Annotated in this window: 17 protein-coding genes and 1 riboswitch; all 17 genes read left to right on the forward strand. The window is 64.8% G+C overall.

Annotated elements, in window-relative coordinates; genetic code table 11:
• Nucleotides 1–110: 110 nt before the first annotated feature.
• The 17 genes from IWY39_RS16545 to gcvPA all read left to right on the forward strand — a co-directional run bounded on the left by IWY39_RS16545 (nt 111) and on the right by gcvPA (nt 20,396).
• Nucleotides 111–1,502: a UDP-N-acetylmuramoyl-tripeptide--D-alanyl-D-alanine ligase gene (locus IWY39_RS16545; protein ID WP_107123775.1), complete on the forward strand. Its 1,392-nt coding sequence runs from the start codon at nt 111–113 to the stop codon at nt 1,500–1,502.
• Complete coding sequence (mraY, locus tag IWY39_RS16550; protein ID WP_017184123.1) at nt 1,502–2,575, forward strand: phospho-N-acetylmuramoyl-pentapeptide-transferase; 1,074 nt, start codon at nt 1,502–1,504, stop codon at nt 2,573–2,575. Before IWY39_RS16545 ends, mraY begins: the two co-directional genes overlap by 1 nt.
• The gene (gene murD / locus IWY39_RS16555; RefSeq protein ID WP_107123713.1) at nt 2,572–3,966 is read left to right on the forward strand and encodes a UDP-N-acetylmuramoyl-L-alanine--D-glutamate ligase; all 1,395 of its coding nucleotides are present in this window, start codon (nt 2,572–2,574) and stop codon (nt 3,964–3,966) included. Before mraY ends, murD begins: the two co-directional genes overlap by 4 nt.
• Before the next feature lie 38 nt (nt 3,967–4,004).
• The gene (gene ftsW / locus IWY39_RS16560; RefSeq protein ID WP_026149384.1) at nt 4,005–5,207 is read left to right on the forward strand and encodes a putative lipid II flippase FtsW; all 1,203 of its coding nucleotides are present in this window, start codon (nt 4,005–4,007) and stop codon (nt 5,205–5,207) included.
• A complete protein-coding gene (gene murG, locus IWY39_RS16565) occupies nt 5,204–6,370 on the forward strand; it encodes an undecaprenyldiphospho-muramoylpentapeptide beta-N-acetylglucosaminyltransferase (protein ID WP_107123712.1) in 1,167 nt (388 codons plus the stop codon). Before ftsW ends, murG begins: the two co-directional genes overlap by 4 nt.
• A 124-nt stretch (nt 6,371–6,494) precedes the next feature.
• Entirely contained in the window at nt 6,495–7,922 is a 1,428-nt protein-coding gene (murC, locus tag IWY39_RS16570) for a UDP-N-acetylmuramate--L-alanine ligase (protein WP_017184127.1), read from the forward strand.
• Nucleotides 7,922–8,119 carry a hypothetical protein gene (locus tag IWY39_RS16575; protein ID WP_017184128.1) on the forward strand — a complete coding sequence of 66 codons (198 nt, stop codon included), beginning with the start codon at nt 7,922–7,924 and terminating at the stop codon, nt 8,117–8,119. Before murC ends, IWY39_RS16575 begins: the two co-directional genes overlap by 1 nt.
• Nucleotides 8,101–9,051 carry a UDP-N-acetylmuramate dehydrogenase gene (gene murB, locus IWY39_RS16580; protein ID WP_107123711.1) on the forward strand — a complete coding sequence of 317 codons (951 nt, stop codon included), beginning with the start codon at nt 8,101–8,103 and terminating at the stop codon, nt 9,049–9,051. The genes IWY39_RS16575 and murB overlap by 19 nt, the downstream gene beginning before the upstream one ends.
• A gap of 115 nt (nt 9,052–9,166) precedes the next feature.
• Entirely contained in the window at nt 9,167–10,132 is a 966-nt protein-coding gene (locus tag IWY39_RS16585) for a D-alanine--D-alanine ligase (protein ID WP_107123710.1), read from the forward strand.
• The gene (locus IWY39_RS16590) at nt 10,125–11,069 is read left to right on the forward strand and encodes a cell division protein FtsQ/DivIB (protein ID WP_017184131.1); all 945 of its coding nucleotides are present in this window, start codon (nt 10,125–10,127) and stop codon (nt 11,067–11,069) included. The genes IWY39_RS16585 and IWY39_RS16590 overlap by 8 nt, the downstream gene beginning before the upstream one ends.
• Nucleotides 11,070–11,074: 5 nt before the next feature.
• Entirely contained in the window at nt 11,075–12,361 is a 1,287-nt protein-coding gene (gene ftsA, locus IWY39_RS16595) for a cell division protein FtsA (RefSeq protein WP_017184132.1), read from the forward strand.
• 108 nt (nt 12,362–12,469) lie between these two features.
• Entirely contained in the window at nt 12,470–13,891 is a 1,422-nt protein-coding gene (ftsZ, locus tag IWY39_RS16600) for a cell division protein FtsZ (protein ID WP_017184133.1), read from the forward strand.
• Nucleotides 13,892–14,050: 159 nt separating this feature from the next.
• A complete protein-coding gene (locus IWY39_RS16605) occupies nt 14,051–15,874 on the forward strand; it encodes an SPOR domain-containing protein (protein WP_107123709.1) in 1,824 nt (607 codons plus the stop codon).
• An 11-nt stretch (nt 15,875–15,885) separates the two neighbouring features.
• Nucleotides 15,886–17,040: a deoxyguanosinetriphosphate triphosphohydrolase gene (locus IWY39_RS16610; protein ID WP_107123708.1), complete on the forward strand. Its 1,155-nt coding sequence runs from the start codon at nt 15,886–15,888 to the stop codon at nt 17,038–17,040.
• Between the two features lie 58 nt (nt 17,041–17,098).
• Nucleotides 17,099–17,199: riboswitch (glycine riboswitch) on the forward strand.
• Between the two features lie 166 nt (nt 17,200–17,365).
• Complete coding sequence (gcvT, locus tag IWY39_RS16615; RefSeq protein WP_107123707.1) at nt 17,366–18,517, forward strand: glycine cleavage system aminomethyltransferase GcvT; 1,152 nt, start codon at nt 17,366–17,368, stop codon at nt 18,515–18,517.
• 29 nt (nt 18,518–18,546) lie between these two features.
• Complete coding sequence (gene gcvH, locus IWY39_RS16620) at nt 18,547–18,918, forward strand: glycine cleavage system protein GcvH (protein WP_107123706.1); 372 nt, start codon at nt 18,547–18,549, stop codon at nt 18,916–18,918.
• Between the two features lie 119 nt (nt 18,919–19,037).
• Entirely contained in the window at nt 19,038–20,396 is a 1,359-nt protein-coding gene (gene gcvPA / locus IWY39_RS16625) for an aminomethyl-transferring glycine dehydrogenase subunit GcvPA (RefSeq protein ID WP_196871619.1), read from the forward strand.
• The last annotated feature ends 111 nt before the right edge of the window (nt 20,397–20,507 follow it).

Here is a 20,507-nt window from a genome sequence, read left to right on the forward strand (position 1 = left end):
CCGCTCGCCCTGAGCGAAGTCGAAGGGCTCGGCCGACCGATAGGGAGGCCACTTCGCTCCGCTCAGTGGAAGGCTTCGATTTCGCTCAGCCCGAACGGCGGGGGCGATTGATGGCGGACCTGTGGACCTCTGCCGAGATCGCCGAGGCAACGGGCGGCGCCGCGTCGGCGCCGTTTGCCGTTTCAGGCGTCGCGTTCGACAGCCGCGAAGTGACCGGCGGCGATCTGTTCGTCGCGATGAAGGGCGAGGCGACCGACGGGCACAAATTTATCGGCAAGGCCTTTGCCCAAGGTGCGGCAGGGGCGATCGTCAGCGAAGCGGTCGATCACCCGCATATATTGGTGAAGGACAGTGCCGCAGCGCTCGAAGCATTGGGCCGGGCATCGCGCAAGCGGATGGGCGGCAAGGTGATCGGCGTGACCGGGTCGGTTGGCAAGACGGGCACGAAGGAAGCGCTGTTTCAGGCGCTGGACCGCGCCCATCCGGGGCAGGTGCATCGCTCCGTCAAAAGCTATAACAATCATGTCGGCGTGCCGCTGAGCCTGGCGCGGATGCCGCGCGATACCGCCTTTGGCGTGTTCGAAATGGGGATGAACCATGCGGGCGAACTGGCGGCGCTGACCCGGCAGGTGCGCCCCAATGTCGCGATCGTCACGGCCATCGCGCCCGCCCATATCGAATATTTCGGCACCGAGGCGAAGATTGCCGAGGCCAAAGCGGAGATTTTCGAAGGATTGGAACCGGGCGGCACGGCGATCATCCCCTATGACAGTCCGCATGTGGCGCTGCTCTACAACAGGGCGGAGCGCCACGCGGCCAATATCCTGACCTTTGGCATGAGCGCCGACGCGGACGTTCATGCGCGCGAGGCCGTAGCGGCGCCGGGCGGCGGGACGCTGGTGACGGCGAAGCTGCGGGACGCGGAAGTCTGCTTTACCGTCGCAGCGCCGGGCGATCATTGGGTGTCCAATGCGCTGGCAGTGTTGGCGGCTGTTTCCGCTGTTGGCGGTGATCTGGCGGCGGCCGGGCTGGCGCTCGCGGAAATGCCGGGCCTGCCGGGGCGCGGCGAGCGGCGCATAGTGCCGGTCGCGGGCGGAGAGGCGCTGCTGATCGACGAAAGCTATAACGCCAACCCGCTGTCCATGGCCGCAACGCTCAAGCAATTGGGGCGCGAGCAGGCCGACCGGCGCATTGCCGTGCTGGGCGGGATGCGCGAACTGGGCGCGCGCAGCGCTGAGTTGCACGCCGATCTGGCCGGGCCGCTGGAGGCGGGGCAGGTCGACTATGCCATCCTGGTCGGCGTGGAAATGGCGCCGCTGGCCGATGCGCTGGACGGCAGCATCGCCTATGTGCACGTTCCCGACACGGCCAGCGCCACCACCCTTTTGACCACCGAGATACGCGCGGGCGATGCTGTCCTCGTCAAGGGCTCCAACGGCATCGGGCTGTCCCGCCTTGTCGCGGCGCTTGGCGAACCCGCCCGCGACGGAGAGACCAACTAATGCTCTACTGGCTTGCCCAGACCATGGATTTTGCGGGCGGGTTCAACCTGATCCGTTACCTGAGTTTCCGCGCGGGCGCGGCGATCTTTACCGCGCTGTTCATCGGCCTGCTGATCGGTCCCAAATTCATTGGCTGGCTGCGCGTGCGGCAGGGCAAGGGGCAGCCGATCCGTACCGACGGGCCGCAGACCCATCTGGCCAAGCGCGGCACGCCGACGATGGGCGGGCTGATGATCCTGACCTCCATGGTGGCGTCGGTCCTGCTATGGATGGACCTGAGTTCCATCTATGTCTGGGCGTGCCTGTTCGTGACGCTGGGTTTCGGCGCGATCGGTTTTCTGGATGATTATGACAAGGTGACCAAGGCCAGCCACAAGGGGCTGTCGGGCAAGGCGCGGCTGTTATTCGAATTTCTGATCGCGGGCTTTGCCGCATGGCTGATCGTGTCGCAGCACGGCAATACCGCGCTTTATGTGCCTTTCTATAATGGCCCGGCGATCGAACTGGGGCCGTTCTATTTCCTGTTTGCGGCCTTCGTGATCGTGGCGTTCGGCAATGCGGTGAACCTGACCGACGGCCTGGATGGCCTCGCGACCATGCCGGTCATCATCGCCTGCCTGGCCTTCATGCTGATCGTCTATCTGGTGGGCCGCGCGGATTTTGCCGAATATCTGGGCATCCCGCATGTGCCGGGCGCGGGCAATCTGACGATCCTTTGCGGGGCGATCATTGGCGCGGGGCTGGCCTTTCTGTGGTTCAACGCGCCGCCAGCGGCTGTATTCATGGGCGATACCGGCAGCCTTGCGCTGGGCGGGACGATCGGCGTGATCGCGGTGACTGCGCATCATGAAATCGTGCTGGGCATCATTGGCGGGCTGTTCGTGGTGGAAGCGATGAGCGTCATCATCCAGGTGTTCTTCTACAAGCGCACCGGCAAGCGGGTGTTCAAGATGGCGCCGATCCACCATCATTTCGAGCAACTGGGCTGGGCCGAGCCGACCGTGGTGATCCGTTTCTGGATCATCGCCTTCATCCTGGCGCTGGCCGGCCTTGCGACGTTGAAGCTGCGATGATCGTTTCGGACGCCTTTGCTGGCAAGACCTATGCGGTGCTGGGGCTGGCGCGGTCTGGCCTTGCCACCGTCAATTGCCTGTCGGCCAGCGGCGCGCGGGTCGTGGCGTGGGACGGGCGCGAGGAAGCGCGCGCGGCGGTCGCGGGCAAGGCGGAACTGGGCGATCCGATGGAGATCGACCTTAGCGGCTTTGACGGCATCGTCGTGTCGCCGGGCGTGCCGCTCAATCGCCATCCGATCACCATGCGCGCGAAGCTGGCGGGCGTGCCGATCATCGGTGACATCGAACTGTTCGCGCTCGCCCGCCCGACGCTGCCGCCGCACAAGGTGGTCGGCATCACCGGCACCAACGGCAAGTCGACCACCACCGCGCTGATCCACCATATCATCGAGCAGGCCGGTTATCCGACGGTGATGGGGGGCAATATCGGCCTGCCGATCCTGGGCCAGCCGCCGCTGGAGCCGAACCTGAAGGGGCCGGGCGTCTATGTGCTGGAACTGTCGAGTTACCAGATCGACCTGACGCATAGCCTGGACTGCGATGTGGCGGTGCTGCTCAACATCACGCCCGATCACCTCGATCGCTATGACGGGTTTGAGGGCTATGTGTCGAGCAAGGCGCGGCTGTTTGCGATGCAGTCGGCGGATCATGTCGCGGTGATCGCGACGGAGGATGAACCGAGCCGGGCGATTGCTCAAAATCTCCGTGATTCCCGCGAAAGCGGGAACCCATCTCCCGATATTATGGGCCAAGGCGAGGTTGGAGAAATGGATCCCCGCCTGCGCGGGGATGACGTGAAAGAGGTTGGGTCGAGCGACATTGATCCCGTCGCCCAACTGACGTGGCCAGCCCTGCAAGGCCCGCATAATGCGCAAAATGCTGCCGTCGCAATTGCTGTGGCCAAGGCGCTGGGCATTGATGAGGCGACCATCGCCAATGCGCTCGTCAGCTACGCCAGCCTCCCCCATCGGATGCAGGCGGTCGGCACGCGCAATGGCGTTCTCTACGTCAATGACAGCAAGGCGACCAATGCCGCCTCGACCGCGCCTGCGCTCGCCGCATGGCCGCCGGTCGATGGACGGCCGCGCATCCACTGGATTTTGGGCGGGGTGGCCAAGTCCGACAATCTGGACGAGTGCGTGCCGCATTTCGGCAATGTCGCCCATGCCTATACGATCGGTGAGGCGGGGCATATGTTCGCCGATCTGCTGCGCGGGTCTATGGCGGTGGACGATAGCGAGATGCTAAGCGCCGCGGTGCGCCGCGCCGCGCGGATCGCGCAGCCCGGTGACGTGGTGCTGCTGTCGCCCGCCTGCGCCAGTTTCGACCAGTTCCGTGATTTCGAGGCGCGCGGCGATGCTTTTGTCGCGGCGGTCGGGGCGCTGGAATAGGGTGATGGCACGGGCCGAACAGGGAAGGGACGGGGCACATGTCTAGGGCAGGCGAACTGGTGAAGGGGTTTCGCACCCGCACCGTGCCGCGCGAACGCACCGCGCTCGCCATCTGGTTCTGGGAAATCGACCGCGTCCTTCTGTCGCTGATCGTCGCGCTGATGGCGATCGGTCTGGTGGCGGTGGCGGCGGCATCGCCGGTGGCGGCGATCGACCGGTCGACTGCGCAGGTTGCGGTCAACCCGCTCAACTATCTGTACCGCCAGCTTGTGTGGGTCGGCATCGGCCTGCCGATCATGCTGGTCATATCCATGTTGCCCCGACCGCAGGCGCGGCGGCTGGCGACCTTTCTGTGCGTCTTTTTCTTTATCATGCTGTTGTTCGTACCGTTGCTGGGCAGCACGGTGAACGGGGCGAAGCGCTGGATCGACCTGCCCGGATTTCGCTTTCAGCCGTCGGAGTTTCTGAAACCCGTCTATGTCGTGACGCTGGCCTGGCTGCTGTCGCTGCGCGGCAAGGATGCGACATTGCCGGTGATCCCGCTGACCGGCGCGATGACGCTGTTGATCGCGGCGATCCTGATGCGTCAGCCCGATTTTGGCCAGACCGTCATTTTCCTGGCTTGCTGGGGCTGCCTGCTGCTGCTGTCGGGCCTGCCGATGCGCTGGATAGCGGCGCTGGGCGGCATGGGGCTGGCTGGGCTGGTCGCGGTCTATATGTTCTATGAAAATGGGCGCCAGCGGATCAATGACTTTCTGGGGATCGGCGTCGATCATAGCGCCGGGCCGGATCAGACGGACCTGGCCTTCCGCACCATCACCCATGGCGGCTTTACCGGCGTGGGACCGGGCGGTGGGCAGCACAAGTTCCGCCTGCCCGAAGCGCATACCGACTATATCTTTTCGGTGATCGGGGAAGAGTTCGGGCTGCTGGCCTGTATCGCCATCGCTCTGGTCTATCTGGCCGTCGTCGTGCGGGTGCTGCTGCGCCTGCTGGACGAGGAAGATAGTTTCACCATTTTGGCGGCGGCGGGCCTGACGACGCAGTTCGGATTGCAGGCGATCATCAATATGGGCGTCAATGCGCAGATATTTCCGTCAAAGGGGATGACGCTGCCCTTTATCAGCTATGGCGGCTCCTCTATGCTGGCGCTTTGCATCGGCGTCGGCCTGTTGCTCGCCTTCACGCGACGCAACCCCTTCATGGGTCGGCATACGGTCGTCAAATGGAGTGGTCGATGAGCATTTCCCGTCACTTCGTCCTCGCTGCCGGCGGGACGGGTGGTCATATGATTCCAGCGCATGCCGTGGCCGAGGAACTGATGGCGCGCGGCCATCATGTCGCGCTGGTCACCGATGAGCGGGGGGCGAAGATCCCCGGCATCTTCGACAAGGCGCAGGTTCATGTCTTGCCTGCCGGGCGCATGACCAAGAATCCCAAAAGCTGGCCGGGCGCACTGAAGGCGATACTGGCAGGCCGGGCGATGGCGCGGCGGCTGAACGAGACATTCCGCCCCACCGCCGTCGTAGGCTTTGGCGGCTATCCGGCGATGCCGGCTCTGCTCGCCGCGCTGGCCGATGGCGTGCCGACCGCCGTGCATGAACAGAATGCGGTGCTTGGTCGCGTCAACCGGCTGGTGGCGGGTCGTGTCGATGCGATTGCGACCGCCTATCCGGGGGTCGAGCGGCTGAAGGAAAAATATGCCGCCAAGGTGCATTTGATCGGCAATCCGGTGCGCGAGGAAGTGAAGCAGTTGCGCGAGGAGGATTTTCCGGCGCTGACCGAAGAGAGCGTGTTCCGGGTGCTGGTGATCGGCGGCAGCCAGGGCGCGTCGATCCTGTCGAGCGTCGTGCCGGAAGGGCTGTCGATGCTGCCGGTCGCGCTGCGCCGCCGCTTGCAGGTGACGCAGCAATGCCGGGCCGAGGATATTGAGCGGGTACGCAAAACCTATGCGGAGATGGAGATCCCCGCGGACCTTGCCACCTATTTCAACGATGTGCCGGAGAAATTGGGCTGGTCGCATCTGGTGATCGCGCGTGCTGGCGCGTCGACGCTGGCGGAACTGACCTGCGCCGGGCGGCCTGCGATACTGGTGCCGTTGCCAAGCGCGATGGACGATCACCAGACCGCCAATGCCCGTGAAATGACCGAGGCAGGCGGCGCGCGCACCATTCCGCAGTCGCGCTTTACCGCAGTGGAACTGGCCAAGCAGATGCAGAAGATGGCGATGGAGCCGGGTGCTTTGCAAAATGCGGCGAAGCGCGCGCGCGGCTGTGGCCGTCCCAATGCGGCGCGGGACATGGCGGACCTGCTGGAAAGCATCGGCCATGCGCCGATCGTCAATGATGCGGTGCGGGTCGGGCCGACGCCGACGTCGCTCAACCTGGCGGGGGTTCCTGCTTGATGGCTTCCCTCTTCCGTCATGCCAGCGAACGCTGGCATCCCGCTTCTTCTTTCTCCGTCGCTCTTGAAGAAAAGAGAGATCCCAGCCTTCGCTGGGATGACGGCATTGTTTCGGAGATTATCGCATGAAGGGTGTCGGCACGGACATCGGCACGATCCATTTCATCGGCATTGGCGGCATTGGCATGTCGGGCATTGCCGAGGTGATGCACAATCTGGGCTATGATGTGCAGGGCAGCGACGTGGCCGAAGGCTATGTGGTCGAAGGGCTGCGGGCCAAGGGCATTCGCGTGATGATCGGCCACAAGGCGGAAAATCTGGGCGATGCCGCCGTGGTGGTGACGTCCACCGCGATCAAGCGCGGCAACCCGGAGGTCGAACTGGCGCTGGAAACGCGCGTGCCGGTGATCCGCCGCGCGGAGATGCTGGCCGAACTGATGCGGCTCAAATCCACCGTTGCCGTGGCTGGGACGCATGGCAAGACCACGACGACGTCGATGGTCGCGGCGCTGCTGGACGCGGGCGGGGTGGACCCGACCGTCATCAATGGCGGCATCATCAACAGCTATGGCTCCAATGCGCGGCTGGGCAATAGCGACTGGATGGTGGTGGAGGCCGACGAGAGCGACGGCAGTTTCCTGCGGCTCGACGGCACGATCGCGGTCGTCACCAATATCGATCCCGAACATCTGGACCATTATGGCAGTTTCGACCGGGTGAAGGATGCGTTTGTCGAGTTCGTCGGCAATGTGCCTTTCTATGGCGCGGCGTTGCTGTGTCTCGACCACCCCGAAGTGCAGGCGATTTTGCCGCGCGTGCAGGACCGGCGGATCGTTACCTATGGCTTTTCCGCGCAGGCGGATATTCGTGGCGACAATGTGGTGAGTTTCCCCGGCGGCAACCGCTTCGACGTGCAGATCCGCGAGCGGGACGGGTCGACGCGCAAGATCGAGGGGATCGAAATGCCGATGCCCGGTCGCCATAATGTGCTGAACGCCATGGCGGCGATCGGCGTGGCGCTGCACATGGGGATCGACGATGCGACGATCCAGACGGGTTTCGCCAAGTTCGGCGGGGTGAAGCGGCGCTTTACCAAGGTCGGCGAGATCGCCGTCGATGGCGGCGTTGCCACCGTGATCGACGATTATGGCCATCACCCGGTCGAGATCAAAGCCGTGCTGGCTGCCGCCCGCGAAGGCGCGCAGGGACGGGTCATCGCCGTCGTCCAGCCGCATCGCTTCACCCGGCTGCGCGACCTGATGGATGATTTCCAGCAGGCGTTCAACGATGCCGACATCGTCTATGCCGCGCCCGTCTATACCGCTGGCGAACAGCCGATCGAGGGCGTGGACAGCGCGGCGCTGGTCGCGGGGCTGAAGCGGCGGGGGCATCGCAATGCTTCCACCATCGCGGACGCCGATGCGCTGGCGACGGCACTGGCCGCCGACATTCAGGCGGACGATATGGTCATCTGCCTGGGTGCTGGCGACATCACCAAATGGGCGGCGGGACTGGCCGCTGCCGTTTCCGCCAAGGTCAAGGAGTCGGCCTGATGTTCGAACTGTTCGCGGTTGGACTGGAAATGCAGAAGCGCATGATCGACGTCCAGATGCAGGGCGTGGAGGCCGCACGCGATATGGTGCAGGCGGCGCAGGAAAATGCCAAGGCAGGCATGGCCGCCAATCAGGCGGGCGAGGCGGGGCTGACGGCGATGAAAAGCTGGATGAAGTTGTGGGGCATGCGCGGTTGACGGCGACGATTGCCCTTCCGCCCGTGCGCGGCAGTTTGAAGGCGGATGCGCCGCTGGCCCCGCTCGTCTGGTTCAAGGCGGGCGGCGCGGCGCAATGGCTGTTCGAGCCGAAAGATGCCGACGACCTGTCGGATTTCCTGGCGATGCTGGACCCCGATGTGCCGGTCATGGCGCTCGGCCTTGGCTCCAACCTTATCGTCCGCGATGGCGGGGTGCCGGGCGTGGTGGTGCGGCTGGGCAAGCCGTTTGCAAAGGTCGAGCGACTGGACGAGGTGACGCTCGCCTGTGGCGGCGGCGCGTCGGGGATATTGGTGTCATCGACCGCGCGGGATGCGGGCATTGCGGGGCTTGAATTTCTCCGCTCGATCCCCGGCACGGTCGGCGGTTTCGTGCGGATGAATGGCGGCGCCTACGGGCGTGAGACCCGCGACATATTGGTGGAATGCCAGGTGGTGCTGCGGTCGGGCGAGCAGGTGACGTTGCTCAACCGCGATCTTCATTACACCTATCGCCATTCGAACCTGACCGACGGGGCGATCGTGGTCAGCGCGACGTTCCGGGGCGAACCGGGCGAACCCGCCGCGATCCAGGCCGAAATGGACCGCATCGCCGCCGCGCGCGAGGAAAGCCAGCCGCTGCGCAGCAAGACCGGCGGATCGACCTTCAAGAACCCGGACGGGCACAAGGCCTGGGCTTTGGTCGACGAAGCGGGCTGTCGCGGGCTGCAACTGGGCGGCGCGCAGGTGAGCGAGAAGCACACCAATTTCCTACTCAATCTGGGCGAGGCGACCAGCACCGACATCGAAGCGCTGGGCGAGGAAGTGCGGCGGCGGGTAAAGGACAAGAGCGGCGTGGAGCTGGAATGGGAAATACAGCGGGTGGGCATGTTTGCCGACGACGCCAAAGCGGGAATCGTGGGGTTGGTGAAGTGACGTATGACATTCTCGTCCCGTCATCCCAGCGGATGCTGGGATCCCGCTTTTCTTCTCTGGCGGCGCAAAAAGGCAGTGAGATCCCAGCTTTCGCTGGGATGACGGAGTGTTACCCATGACCCGTGGTCCCTGGCATGTCGCCGTCCTGATGGGCGGCTGGTCGGCGGAGCGGCCCGTGTCCCTCATGAGCGGGGAGGGTGTAGCCAAGGCGCTGGAATCGCGTGGGCATCGGGTCACGCGGATCGACATGGACCGTGATGTCGCGGCGCGGTTGGCGGAAACAAGAGCCGACGTTGTGTTCAACGCGCTGCATGGCGTGCCGGGTGAGGATGGCACCGTGCAGGGGATGATGGACCTGATGGGGCTGACCTACACCCATTCGGGCCTTGCCACTTCTGTCATCGCGATCGACAAGCAGCTGACCAAACAGGCGCTGGTGCCGCACGGCATTCCCATGCCCGGCGGCCATATCGTGCAGAGCGAGAGCCTGTTCGAGGGCGATCCGCTGCCGCGTCCCTATGTATTGAAGCCTGTCAACGAAGGCAGTTCGGTCGGCGTCGCCATCGTCACGGCGGAGGGCAATTATGGCAACCCCATCGCGCGCGACAGTGTGGGGCCATGGCAGGATTTCCCCGAATTGCTGGCCGAACCCTATATTCGCGGGCGTGAACTGACCACCGCCGTACTGGGCGACGAAGCGCTGCTGGTGACGGAGTTGCGGCCCAAGAGCGGCTTTTATGATTTTGACGCCAAATATACCGATGGCATGACAGAACATGTCTGCCCCGCCGACATTCCCGACGAGATTACGCAGGCGTGCAAGGCGCTGGCGTTGCGCTCGCACCAGTTGCTGGGGTGCAAGGGCGCATCGCGGTCCGATTTCCGCTGGGACGATGAACGCGGCGTCGAGGGGCTGTTCCTGCTGGAGGTCAATACCCAGCCGGGCATGACGCCGCTGAGCCTGGTTCCCGAACAGGCGGCGAAGCTGGGCATTGACTATGCCACGCTGGTAGAGACTATTGTCGATGAAGCACTGGCAGGTGCCCGGATGCCGGACAGGGCGGGAGCGAAACATGGCTGAAGCACGGATCAGGCGCGGGGGCACGGCGCGGCTGAGCAGCGCGAAGGGCAGGGCGACCAAGGGCGGTCGGGGCCGGACGCTCAAGCGTCAATCCTCGCTCGATCGACTGATCGAGGCGCTGCCGGTCAGCGAAGCTACGCTGCAACGCATGGCCAGCTGGACGATCGTGGGCATTTTCGCCGCGATCCTGATCGGGTTCGCGATTTTCTTCGGTCTGCCCGCCATGGTGCAGCAACAAGCCGCGCTGATCGCGGCGCGCGCCGGTTTCGAGGTCGACAAGGTCGAGGTGCGCGGCGTCGAGCGGATGGACGAGTTGCCGGTCTATAATATCGCGCTGGGGCAGGTGGATCGATCGATGCTCTCGCTCGATCTGCCCAAGGTTCGCGCCGACATGCTGAAACTGGGCTGGGTCAAGGATGCGCGCATTTCCCGCCGCCTGCCCGATACGCTGGTGGTCGACATTGTCGAACGCGATCCGGTGGCGGTGTGGCAGCATGGCGGGCAGTTGCACCTGATCGACGTGGCGGGCGTGGTGCTGCAACCCGTGTCGGCCAGCGCCATGCCGGACCTGCCGCTGGTGGTCGGCCCCAACGCCAATCGCCAGACGGCAGGGCTTAATCGGCTGATGGAAAATGCCCCGGCGCTCAAGCCGATGCTGGCGGGTGCCACCTGGGTCGGCAATCGCCGCTGGGATTTGCGCTTCCAGTCGGGCGAGACGCTGTCATTGCCCGAAGGGGACAAGGTTTCCGCAGCTGCCCTGGTCAATTTCGCACGGATGGACGGGGTCAACCGGCTATTGGGCCGGGGCATCGTGAAATTCGACATGCGCGATCCTGACCGGTTCGTCCTGCGCCTGCCGCAGGGCAAGGTCGAGGAGCGGCCGGTCGATGCGGCCGACACCGCGGCCAGCGCCGCGCCGTTGGGCGAGGAAGGCTAAGCCCCATGGCGCAGCCCAAGGTCGAAAAGCTGATCACCGCGATCGACATCGGATCGTGGAAAGTGTCTGCGCTGATCGCGGGGCGAACCGACACGGGCGAACTGGCGATTTTGGGCACGGGCCAGCGCGAAAGCCGGGGCGTGCGGCGCGGCTTCATCGCCGACATGGAGCGCACCGAACTGGCGGTGCGCGAAACGATCGAGCAGGCAGAGCGGGTCGCTGGCACCAATATCGAGGATGTGTGGGTCAGCTTTTCGGGCGGCAGCCTGGTCAGCGACGTCGTAACGGTAGAGCGCGACATGGGCGGCTATCGCATCGAGCAGGCCGATATCGACGATTTGCTGACGACCGGGCAACAGGGCATCGACCCGGACGGTCGCGTGGTGCTGCACGCGCAACCCACCTGCTTCACCATCAATGGCAAGGTGCCGGTCAAGAAGCCGGCGGGGATGCATGCGGACCTGCTGGGCGTGGATATTCATGTCGTGCTGGCCGACGGTGCGCCGCTTGCCAATCTGGACCTGTGCGTGCGTGGCGCCTATCTGAACGTCAATTCCATCGTCGCATCGCCGATCGCCACGGGCCTCGCGTGCCTGTCCGAAGAAGAACGCGATCTGGGGGTGGCGCTGGTGGAGTTGGGGGCGGGGGTGACCAATGTGTCGCTCTATGCCGGGGGAATGTTGGTGGGTCTGCATTCCATTCCCATCGGGGCGTCCGACATTACCGACGATATTGCATCGGCCTTTGGCATTCGCCGCAGCCAGGCGGAGCGGATCAAATGCTTCTATGGTTCGGCGATGCAGAACCGCCGCGATTTCCGCGAGATGATCGAGATCGCAACCCCTCATGGCGATGTCGCCCTGCCGGGGCAAAGCGCCGGTCCCAATGCGGAAGGGGGCAAGATCACGCGCGCGGCGCTGGTCGGCGTTATCTGCGAACGGCTCAATCAGTTGATGTCCGAAGTGAACGCCGCGCTGGCGGGCATGGGATTCAATTCCCCCACCGGGCGGCAGGTGGTGCTGACCGGGGGCGGCGCGGAAATGAAGGGCATTGCCGACTATGCGCAGGGCGCGCTGGGCCGCGCTGTGCGGATCGGTAGGCCAAGGGGCTTGTCCGCCATGCCCGAAGCGCATAGTGGCCCGGCCTTCGCGACGCTGGCGGGACTGGCGCTTTACGGCGCTTCCAACCCGGTTGATCTCCGCACGATGGCGCCCGCGCCGCAAACCGTGCATCGTCTGGGCGCACCCTTATGGTGGCAGCGGATGATGCGGGCGATTAAGACCAACTATTGAACGAATTTACAGTAAGACGAAATTAACTGGTGAAATACTCCAGTTTCTGGTGTTAACATTTGATGTCGGTTGTTGCTTCCTGACGAGGAAGCTGAGGGAGCAGAATATATGAGCATTGAGATCAGCCCTCCGCATGTGGATGAACTGAAGCCGCGTATCGCGGTGATCGGTGTCGGCGGCGCGGGCGGCAATGCCATCGCGAACATGATTGCAGCCCATGTCGAGGGCGTGGACTTCATCGTGGCGAATACGGATGCGCAGGCGCTCAACGCCTCGCCAGCCGAGCGCCGCATCCAGCTTGGCCCGCAAATCACCGAGGGTCTGGGCGCGGGATCGCGTCCCGAAATCGGCAAGGCGGCTGCGGAAGAAACGATCGTGTCGGTCGAGCAGGCGCTGGAGGGCGCGCATATGTGCTTCATCGCCGCCGGCATGGGCGGCGGTACCGGCACCGGGGCGGCCCCCGTCATCGCCAAGGCGGCGCGCGAGCGCGGCATCCTGACCGTTGGCGTCGTGACCAAGCCGTTCACGTTCGAAGGCAATCGCCGCATGAAGTCGGCGGAATCGGGCATCGACGAGCTGCAAAAGCATGTCGATACGCTGATCGTCATTCCCAACCAGAATTTGTTCCTGATCGCCAATCCGAACACGACCTTCAAGGAAGCGTTCCAGATGGCGGACGAAGTGCTGCAACAGGGCGTGCGCGGCATCACCGACCTGATGGTGATGCCCGGCCTCATCAACCTCGACTTTGCCGACGTGCGTTCCGTGATGGGCGAAATGGGCAAGGCGATGATGGGCACCGGCGAAGCCGAAGGCGACGGTCGGGCGCTTCAGGCAGCGGAGAAGGCGATCGCCAACCCGCTGCTCGACGGCGTGTCGATGCGCGGGGCCAAGGGCGTCATCGTCTCGATCGTCGGGGGCGAGGATATGCGCCTGATGGAAGTGGACGAAGCCGCCAACCATATTCGCGAACTGGTGGACCCGGACGCGAACATCATCTGGGGCAGCGCGTTCAACGACAATCTGAATGGCAAGATTCGCGTGTCGGTTGTCGCGACCGGCATCGACAATGATGTTGGCAATCATGCCGCGCCGCTGACCCAGCCTTTCAGCTTTGCCAGCCGCCCTGCGGTGTCGGTGCCCCAGTCGGCAGCGCCCAAGGCCGCTGCACCCGCGCCCGCGCCACAGGCGGCTCCCGCGCCAGCACCTGAACCGGAAACGCTGGAACTTGACGTCCCCGAAGCGCCGGCCCCCGCGCCGGTGGCAGCCGCCGCGCCCGCGCCGTTCGCTGCGCCGCGCCCGGTCGCTGTCTTTTCGGACGATGACCCGGCAGAGGATGAACTGGTCCTCGGCGCGGAAAGTGCAGCTCCGCCCCCGCCAGCAGAGCCAGCGCCGCGTGTCGCATCGGGCGGCACCCTGTTCGAGCGGATGGCCGGCCTGACCCGCGGTACGGAAAAGTCGCCTGCCGCCGACGAAGGCGCGCCGGGGATGGACATTCCGCGCTTCCTCAATCGCCAGAACAACCAGTAAGCGATCCGCTTGCCGGGGCATCTGCTCCACCAGAAGCGCGCCGTCGGTCCCACAAGGCAACCGGGCGCGCTTTTTCGTTGGCGGTCATTTCCCATTCATGGCGGCATCGGTTAAGGCACGGGTGTGAAACGCTCTCTTCCCTGGATAATTGCCGCGCTGATGCTTCCGGGCGGCGCATTCGCGCAGGTTGACCAATCGCAGCTGGTCCGTCCGCCAGATGCGGCCGACCTCAACAGCTACCTTGCCCGTCTGTCCACCAATCCGCGCGATGTGGCGGCGCTGATCGGCGCGGGGGAGGCGGCCTTGGCGTTGGACGACCCGCGCGCCGCCACCGGCTTCTTTGCCCGCGCCGATGCGATCGCCAGCGGTAATGGCCGGATCAAGGCCGGGCTGGGGCGGGTGATGTTGAAGCTGCAAAATCCCGGCGAAGCGCTGCGCCTGTTCGATCAGGCGGCGCGGCTGGGCTATCCCGACGCGACGATCCTGGCTGATCGCGGGCTGGCGCGCGACATGACCGGGGATCAGGCCGGGGCACAGCGCGATTATCAGGCGGCGCTGCAACGCACGCCCGACGATGCGGAACTGATTCGCCGCTATGCATCGTCATTGGGGATAGCCGGGCAGATCGATGCGTCGGACAAGGTTATGCAGCCGCTATTCTACAAGAGCGATCGCGCGGCATGGCGATCGCGCGTATTCATATTGGCGATGAACAACCGGCAGGCTGAAGCGCAGAAGATAGCCGAGCAGACCATGCCGCCGCAACTCGCCGCCGCGATGATGCCCTATCTGCGCAAAATGCCCTATCTGACCCCAGCGCAGAAGGCTGCTGCGATTCATTTCGGGCATTTCCCGGCGCAGGTCGGCACCACCATCGCTGCGATCGTGCCGACGCCTCCGGCTCCCGGCTACAGCCAGCCGGTTGCAACCAAGGCAACACCGCCGGTCACCGTGGCGGCCGCTCCGACCAGCCCGGCGCAGGATCGCCGCACGCGTCGTGCCGAACAGCAGCGCCAGCGCCGCGAAGCAACGCGGCTGGCGCGGGCCGAAACGCCGCGAACGGCGACGGTTCAACCGACGCCGGCACCGACGCCCACCCCAACTCCAGCGCCCACACCGAGTTCTGCGCCCACCCCGCAGCAGCCTGCGCCGCAAACCGTCCAACCGACACCGGCACCCACACCCGCACCGGCGCAGGTGCAGATGGTCCAGCCGACGCCCGGCGCACCGGTCCCGACCCAGTCTGCTCCACCACGGCAGCTTGCCGCCGCCACGCCGCAGGTACAGGGGCCGCCAGCGCCCGGTCTTGAATCGCTCGACACGCCGCGGACCGCGGCACCTGCCGCCAGCCAGCCTGCAACCACGGTACCGAATAATGCCACCGCGCTGGCCCAGGCTTCCGCACCGGCATCGACGCCCGCTGCTTCGCCTGTTGTGCAGCCCACTCCGCCCGCGCCGCCGCCTCAGCCTGATCCGCAGGCGACCCGCACCCTGGCCGACATCATCCGCGCCATCGATGTGCCGGAAGCGGAACGGCGGCCCACCGTCGCGGCCGTCGATCTGGCCGAGATCGAGAAAATGCAGGCCGCGCGCCGCGCCGAGCGTCTGGCGGCTGCCGAAAAGGTGAAGAAAGCCGCCGCAGCCAAGGCCAAGGCGGAAGCCGACGCGAAGGCGAAGAAGGAGGCGGAGGAAAAGAAGCGGCTGGCCGACAATCCGTCACGCAACTGGCTTCAGATCGCGACCGGCGCGAACAAGAGCGCGCTGGCATTCACGCTGAAGGCGCTGCGCAAGAAATATGACGAACTGGCCCCGCAAAGCGCCTGGATCGCCAGTTGGGGCCGGACCAATCGTCTGGTCGTCGGTCCTTTCGCCAGCTTCACCCGCGCCAGGACGCTCGAAACCAAGCTGAAGGACGAGGGTGCAGATGTTTTTGCCTGGCAAAGTGATGCCGGAGAGGTGGTCGAAAGGCTGAGCGGCGAGTAGAGCGGCGTCCCATGACGACCCTTGCTTCCTATGCCTGCCATCCCGCCGCCAGCCGTGGCCGCCTCCACCCCGAAGAGGGGGGCGAGGTGCGCGGCCCGCGCGACATGTTCCAGCGGGATCGGGATCGCATCATCCATTCGATCGCATTTCGTCGCCTGCGCCACAAGACGCAGGTATTTGTGTCGCCCGATGGCGATCATTTCCGCGTCCGCCTGACCCACAGTCTGGAGGTTGCGCAGATCGGCCGCACCACCGCGCGGACGCTGGGGCTGAACGAGGATCTGACCGAGGCTTTGTGCCTGGCCCACGACATTGGCCATCCGCCCTTTGGCCATGCTGGCGAGGATGCGCTGGAGGCGGCGATGGAGGCGCATGGCGGCTTTGATCATAACGCCCATACGCTGCGCACGCTGATGCTGCTGGAAAGTCCCTATCCGCGGTTCCGGGGACTCAATCTGAGTTGGGAAATGCTGGAGGGGCTGGCCAAGCATAATGGGCCGATCCGCAATCCCGGCTGGGCGATGCGCGAACTCGACGCTTTATTCCCGCTCGACCTGACCAGCCATGCCTCGCTGGAGGCGCAACTCGCGGCGATTTCCGACGATATCGCCTATGACAATCACGACATTGACGATGGGCTGCGCGCGGGGCTGCTGGTGCTGGAGCAGTTGCTGGAGGTGCCGTTCGTGGCGCGCTGCTGGGACCGGGTGCGGACCCGCTATCCCGATGTCGCGCAGGACAGGCTGCTGCGCGAACTGGTGCGCGAACAGATTGGCGTGATGGCCAATGATCTGATCGCCGCGACCCGCGCCAATATCGCAGAATCGGGGGTGCGGACGGTGGAGGATGTGCGCGCGCTGGGCCGCACGCTGGTTGCCTTCTCGCCCGAACTGGCGGCGCAAGAGCGTGATCTCAAGCGTTTCATGTATGCCAGCCTCTATCATCATCCCGAACAATTGGCTGCTGCCGACCGGGCGAGGGTGATCGTCACCGACCTGTTCGCCGCTTATCAGGCCGATCCCGCGCTGATGCCGGGTGAATGGCGCGATGAGTGCGTGACCGGCGAACCCGATCGCAGCCGCCACATCGCCGATTTCATCGCGGGGATGACCGACCGTTACGCCGAAAAGCGCCATGCCGAGATATTCGGGGCGGTGGCGGATTGACGCGCCGGTGCGTTTGACGCAATGCAAATCATGTCGTCGGCGCTGAGGATTCGGCGCCGGGCATGATGCGGGAGAGTATGGGCGGCCTTTCAGGCCAAGCCTGTCGCCGAAGGAGCAACCGCCCCGGAATCTCTCAGGCCAAAGGACCGCATCACGCGCAGACGCTCTGGAAAGCGGACGGGGGAACCTGTCCCACCGAAGGGGTAAGCCGTTTCCCGCAAAGGACGGTCAAAGCTCTCAGGTTCCCGTGACAGAGGGGGTGACGAAAAGGCGGTCCGTTGGCCGGGTCGATCGTCGCTGTGCCCTCTTACGGAAAGGTCGTTTCATGACCGCCACGGACAATATCGCCACGCTGGAAGAAAGCCTGCCGCTGGAGGCGTTGCCGCTCGACGCCTGGCATCGCGCGCGCGGCGCGCGGATGGTGGGGTTTGCCGGTTATCACATGCCGATCCAATATGATGGCATCATGGCCGAACATGGCTGGACCCGCGAACATGCGGGCCTGTTCGACGTCAGCCATATGGGGCAACTGACCTTTTCGGGTGATGGCGTGGACGAAGCGCTGGAGCTTTTGCTGCCCAGTGATATCAAGGGATTGAAGCCCTTTCGCCAGCGCTATTCGATGTTGCTGGATCGCGATGGCGGCATATTGGATGACCTGATGGTATCGCGCCTTGGCGATGGGGCGTTCGATGACGCGGCGATCTACATGGTCGTGAACGGCGCGACCAAATATGATGATATTGGCTGGATGATCGAGCATTTGCCCGATGCAGTGACCATGAACCATATGGCCGATCAGGCGCTGCTGGCGTTGCAGGGGCCGGAAGCGGGCGAGGCGATGGCGGTGCTGGTGCCGGGGACTGCCGAACTGACCTTCATGCAGTGCGGCGCGTTCGACTGGAACGGGGTGCCGCTGTGGATCAGCCGGTCGGGCTATACCGGCGAGGACGGGTTCGAGATCAGCCTGCCCGCCGATGCGGCGAACGCTTTTGCCGACGCTTTGTGTGCCCTGCCGCAGGTGAAACCGATCGGTCTTGGCGCGCGCGATTCCTTGCGGTTGGAGGCGGGGTTGCCGCTCTATGGCCATGACCTGACCCCTGCGGTCAGCACGATCGGCGCTGATCTGGGCTTTGCGATTCCAAAGCGCCGTCGTGAGGAAGGCGGCTTCATCGGCCATGGCCGGGTGATGAAGGAACTGGCGGACGGGCCGGGCGCAAAGCGCGTGGGCCTGACCATCGAGGGTCGCCTGCCCGCGCGCGAGGGCGCGCAGATTTATGTCGGCGATGTGCAGGTGGGCGACGTCACCTCCGGCGGTTTCGCCCCGACCGTGGGCGCACCGATTGCGATGGGTTGGGTCAGCCTGCCCCATAGCGCCGTCGGCACCGCGCTGGAAATTGAAGTGCGCGGCAAGCGCATCGGCGCAACGGTCGCGCCCATGCCGTTCGTGCCGCACAATTATCGCCGCAAAGCCTGAATTTTTTGTCCGATAGGGGAGACAGACCCATGAGCCGCTATTTCACCGACGAACATGAATGGATCGATGTCGAGGGCGAGATCGCCACGGTCGGCATTACCGATTATGCGCAGGAGCAGTTGGGCGACATCGTGTTCGTCGAACTGCCCGCCGAAGGCACTACGTTCGACAAGGGCGACGATGCCGCCGTGGTCGAATCGGTCAAGGCCGCGTCGGACGTCTATGCGCCGATTTCCGGCGAAGTGATCGAAACCAATGGCGCGCTGGAGGATGAGCCTGCGCTGGTCAACAGCGACGCGGAGGAAGATGGCTGGTTCTTCAAGCTGCGCCTGACCGACCCGTCCGAGCTGGAAGGGCTGATGACCGAAGCGGCCTACAAGAAGTTTGTGGCCAGCCTTTGATATTTTAATCGCCCCTCCCCTGAAGTGGAGGGGTTGGGGTGGGGGCTTGCCTCACGCGCCGCGTCGAGCGGACAGCGCCCACCCCCGGCCCCTCCCCAGAAGGGGAGAAGGAGAAATTGATGCGCTACCTACCCCTGACCGACACTGACCGCGCGGACATGCTGTCCGTCGTCGGCGCGGCGTCGATCGACGATCTGTTCGTCGACGTGCCCGCCGAAGCCCGGCTGTCCGCCAAGATCGCGGGCCTGCCCGATCATGCCAGCGAACTGGCGGTCGAACGCCATATGAGCAAGCTGGCGCGGCAAAATCTGTCGGCGGGGGAAGCGCCCTTTTTCCTGGGGGCGGGCGCCTATCGGCATCATGTCCCGGCCAGCGTCGATCACCTGATCCAGCGCGGCGAGTTTCTGACCGCCTACACGCCCTATCAGCCGGAAATCGCGCAGGGGACGTTGCAGGTATTGTTCGAGTTCCAGACGCAGGTGGCGCGCCTGCTGGGCTGCGACGTGGCGAACGCATCCATGTATGACGGGTCGACCGCCTGCTGGGAAGCGATCGGCATGGCGCGGCGGATCACGAAGCGGGGCAAGGCGATCTTGTCGTCGGGTTTGCACCCTCATTATGTGTCGGTCGCCAATACGATGGCGAAGTTCACCGGCGACCAGTTGGTGCATGACGCGCCGACCCTGAGCGCCGACACCGATATCGACGCGCTGATCGCCGGCATCGACAAGGAGACGAGCTGCGTCGTCGTCCAATATCCCGACATTTTGGGCCGCATTGCCGACCTGACCCCGCTGGCCGACGCGGCTCATGCCGCCGGTGCGCTGCTGGTCGCCGTGGTGACCGAGCCGGTGGCGCTGGGCGCGCTGGTGCCGCCCGGCGAGATGGGCGCGGACATCGTCGTGGGCGAAGGCCAGTCGATCGGCGTCGGCCTGCAATTTGGCGGGCCGTATCTCGGCCTCTTCGCCTGCAAGCAGAAATATGTCCGCCAGATGCCGGGCCGCCTGTGTGGCGAGACGGTGGACGCGGCGGGCAAGCGCGGTTTCGTGCTGACGCTCTCCACCCGCGAACAGCATATCCGCCGCGAGAAGGCGACGTCGAATATCTGCACCAATTCAGGGCTTTGCGCGCTGGCGTTCAGTATTCACATGACCCTGCTGGGTGAGCGCGGGTTGCGTGAACTGGCGGTGCTCAATCATGGGCTGGCCTGCCAGGCGGCGGATCGTCTGGCGCAGGTGCCGGGCGTGACTCTGCTCAATGAGAGCTTCTTCAACGAATTCACGCTGGTCCTGACGAAGGATGCGCGGGACGTGGTGCGCAGCCTGGCCGACAAGGGCGTGCTGGCCGGCGTGTCGCTGGGCCGTCTGTTCCCGCAACACGCATCGGTCGGCAACGGGTTGGTCGTCGCTGTAACCGAGACGGTGACGGCGGAGGATATCGAAACGCTGGCCCAGGCGCTGGAGGAGGAACTGGCATGACGGTTTATAGCCTCAGTGCTGCCGCGAAGTCGGCAGCCCAGTCCGGCCGTTCAGCTACCCGCAAGGGCGGGACTGGGTTCCCGCCTTCGCGGGAATACGGCGCGAACAAGG

It is taken from the genome of Sphingobium sp. JAI105 (genome assembly GCF_015752145.1).
Classification (GTDB): domain Bacteria; phylum Pseudomonadota; class Alphaproteobacteria; order Sphingomonadales; family Sphingomonadaceae; genus Sphingobium; species Sphingobium xenophagum.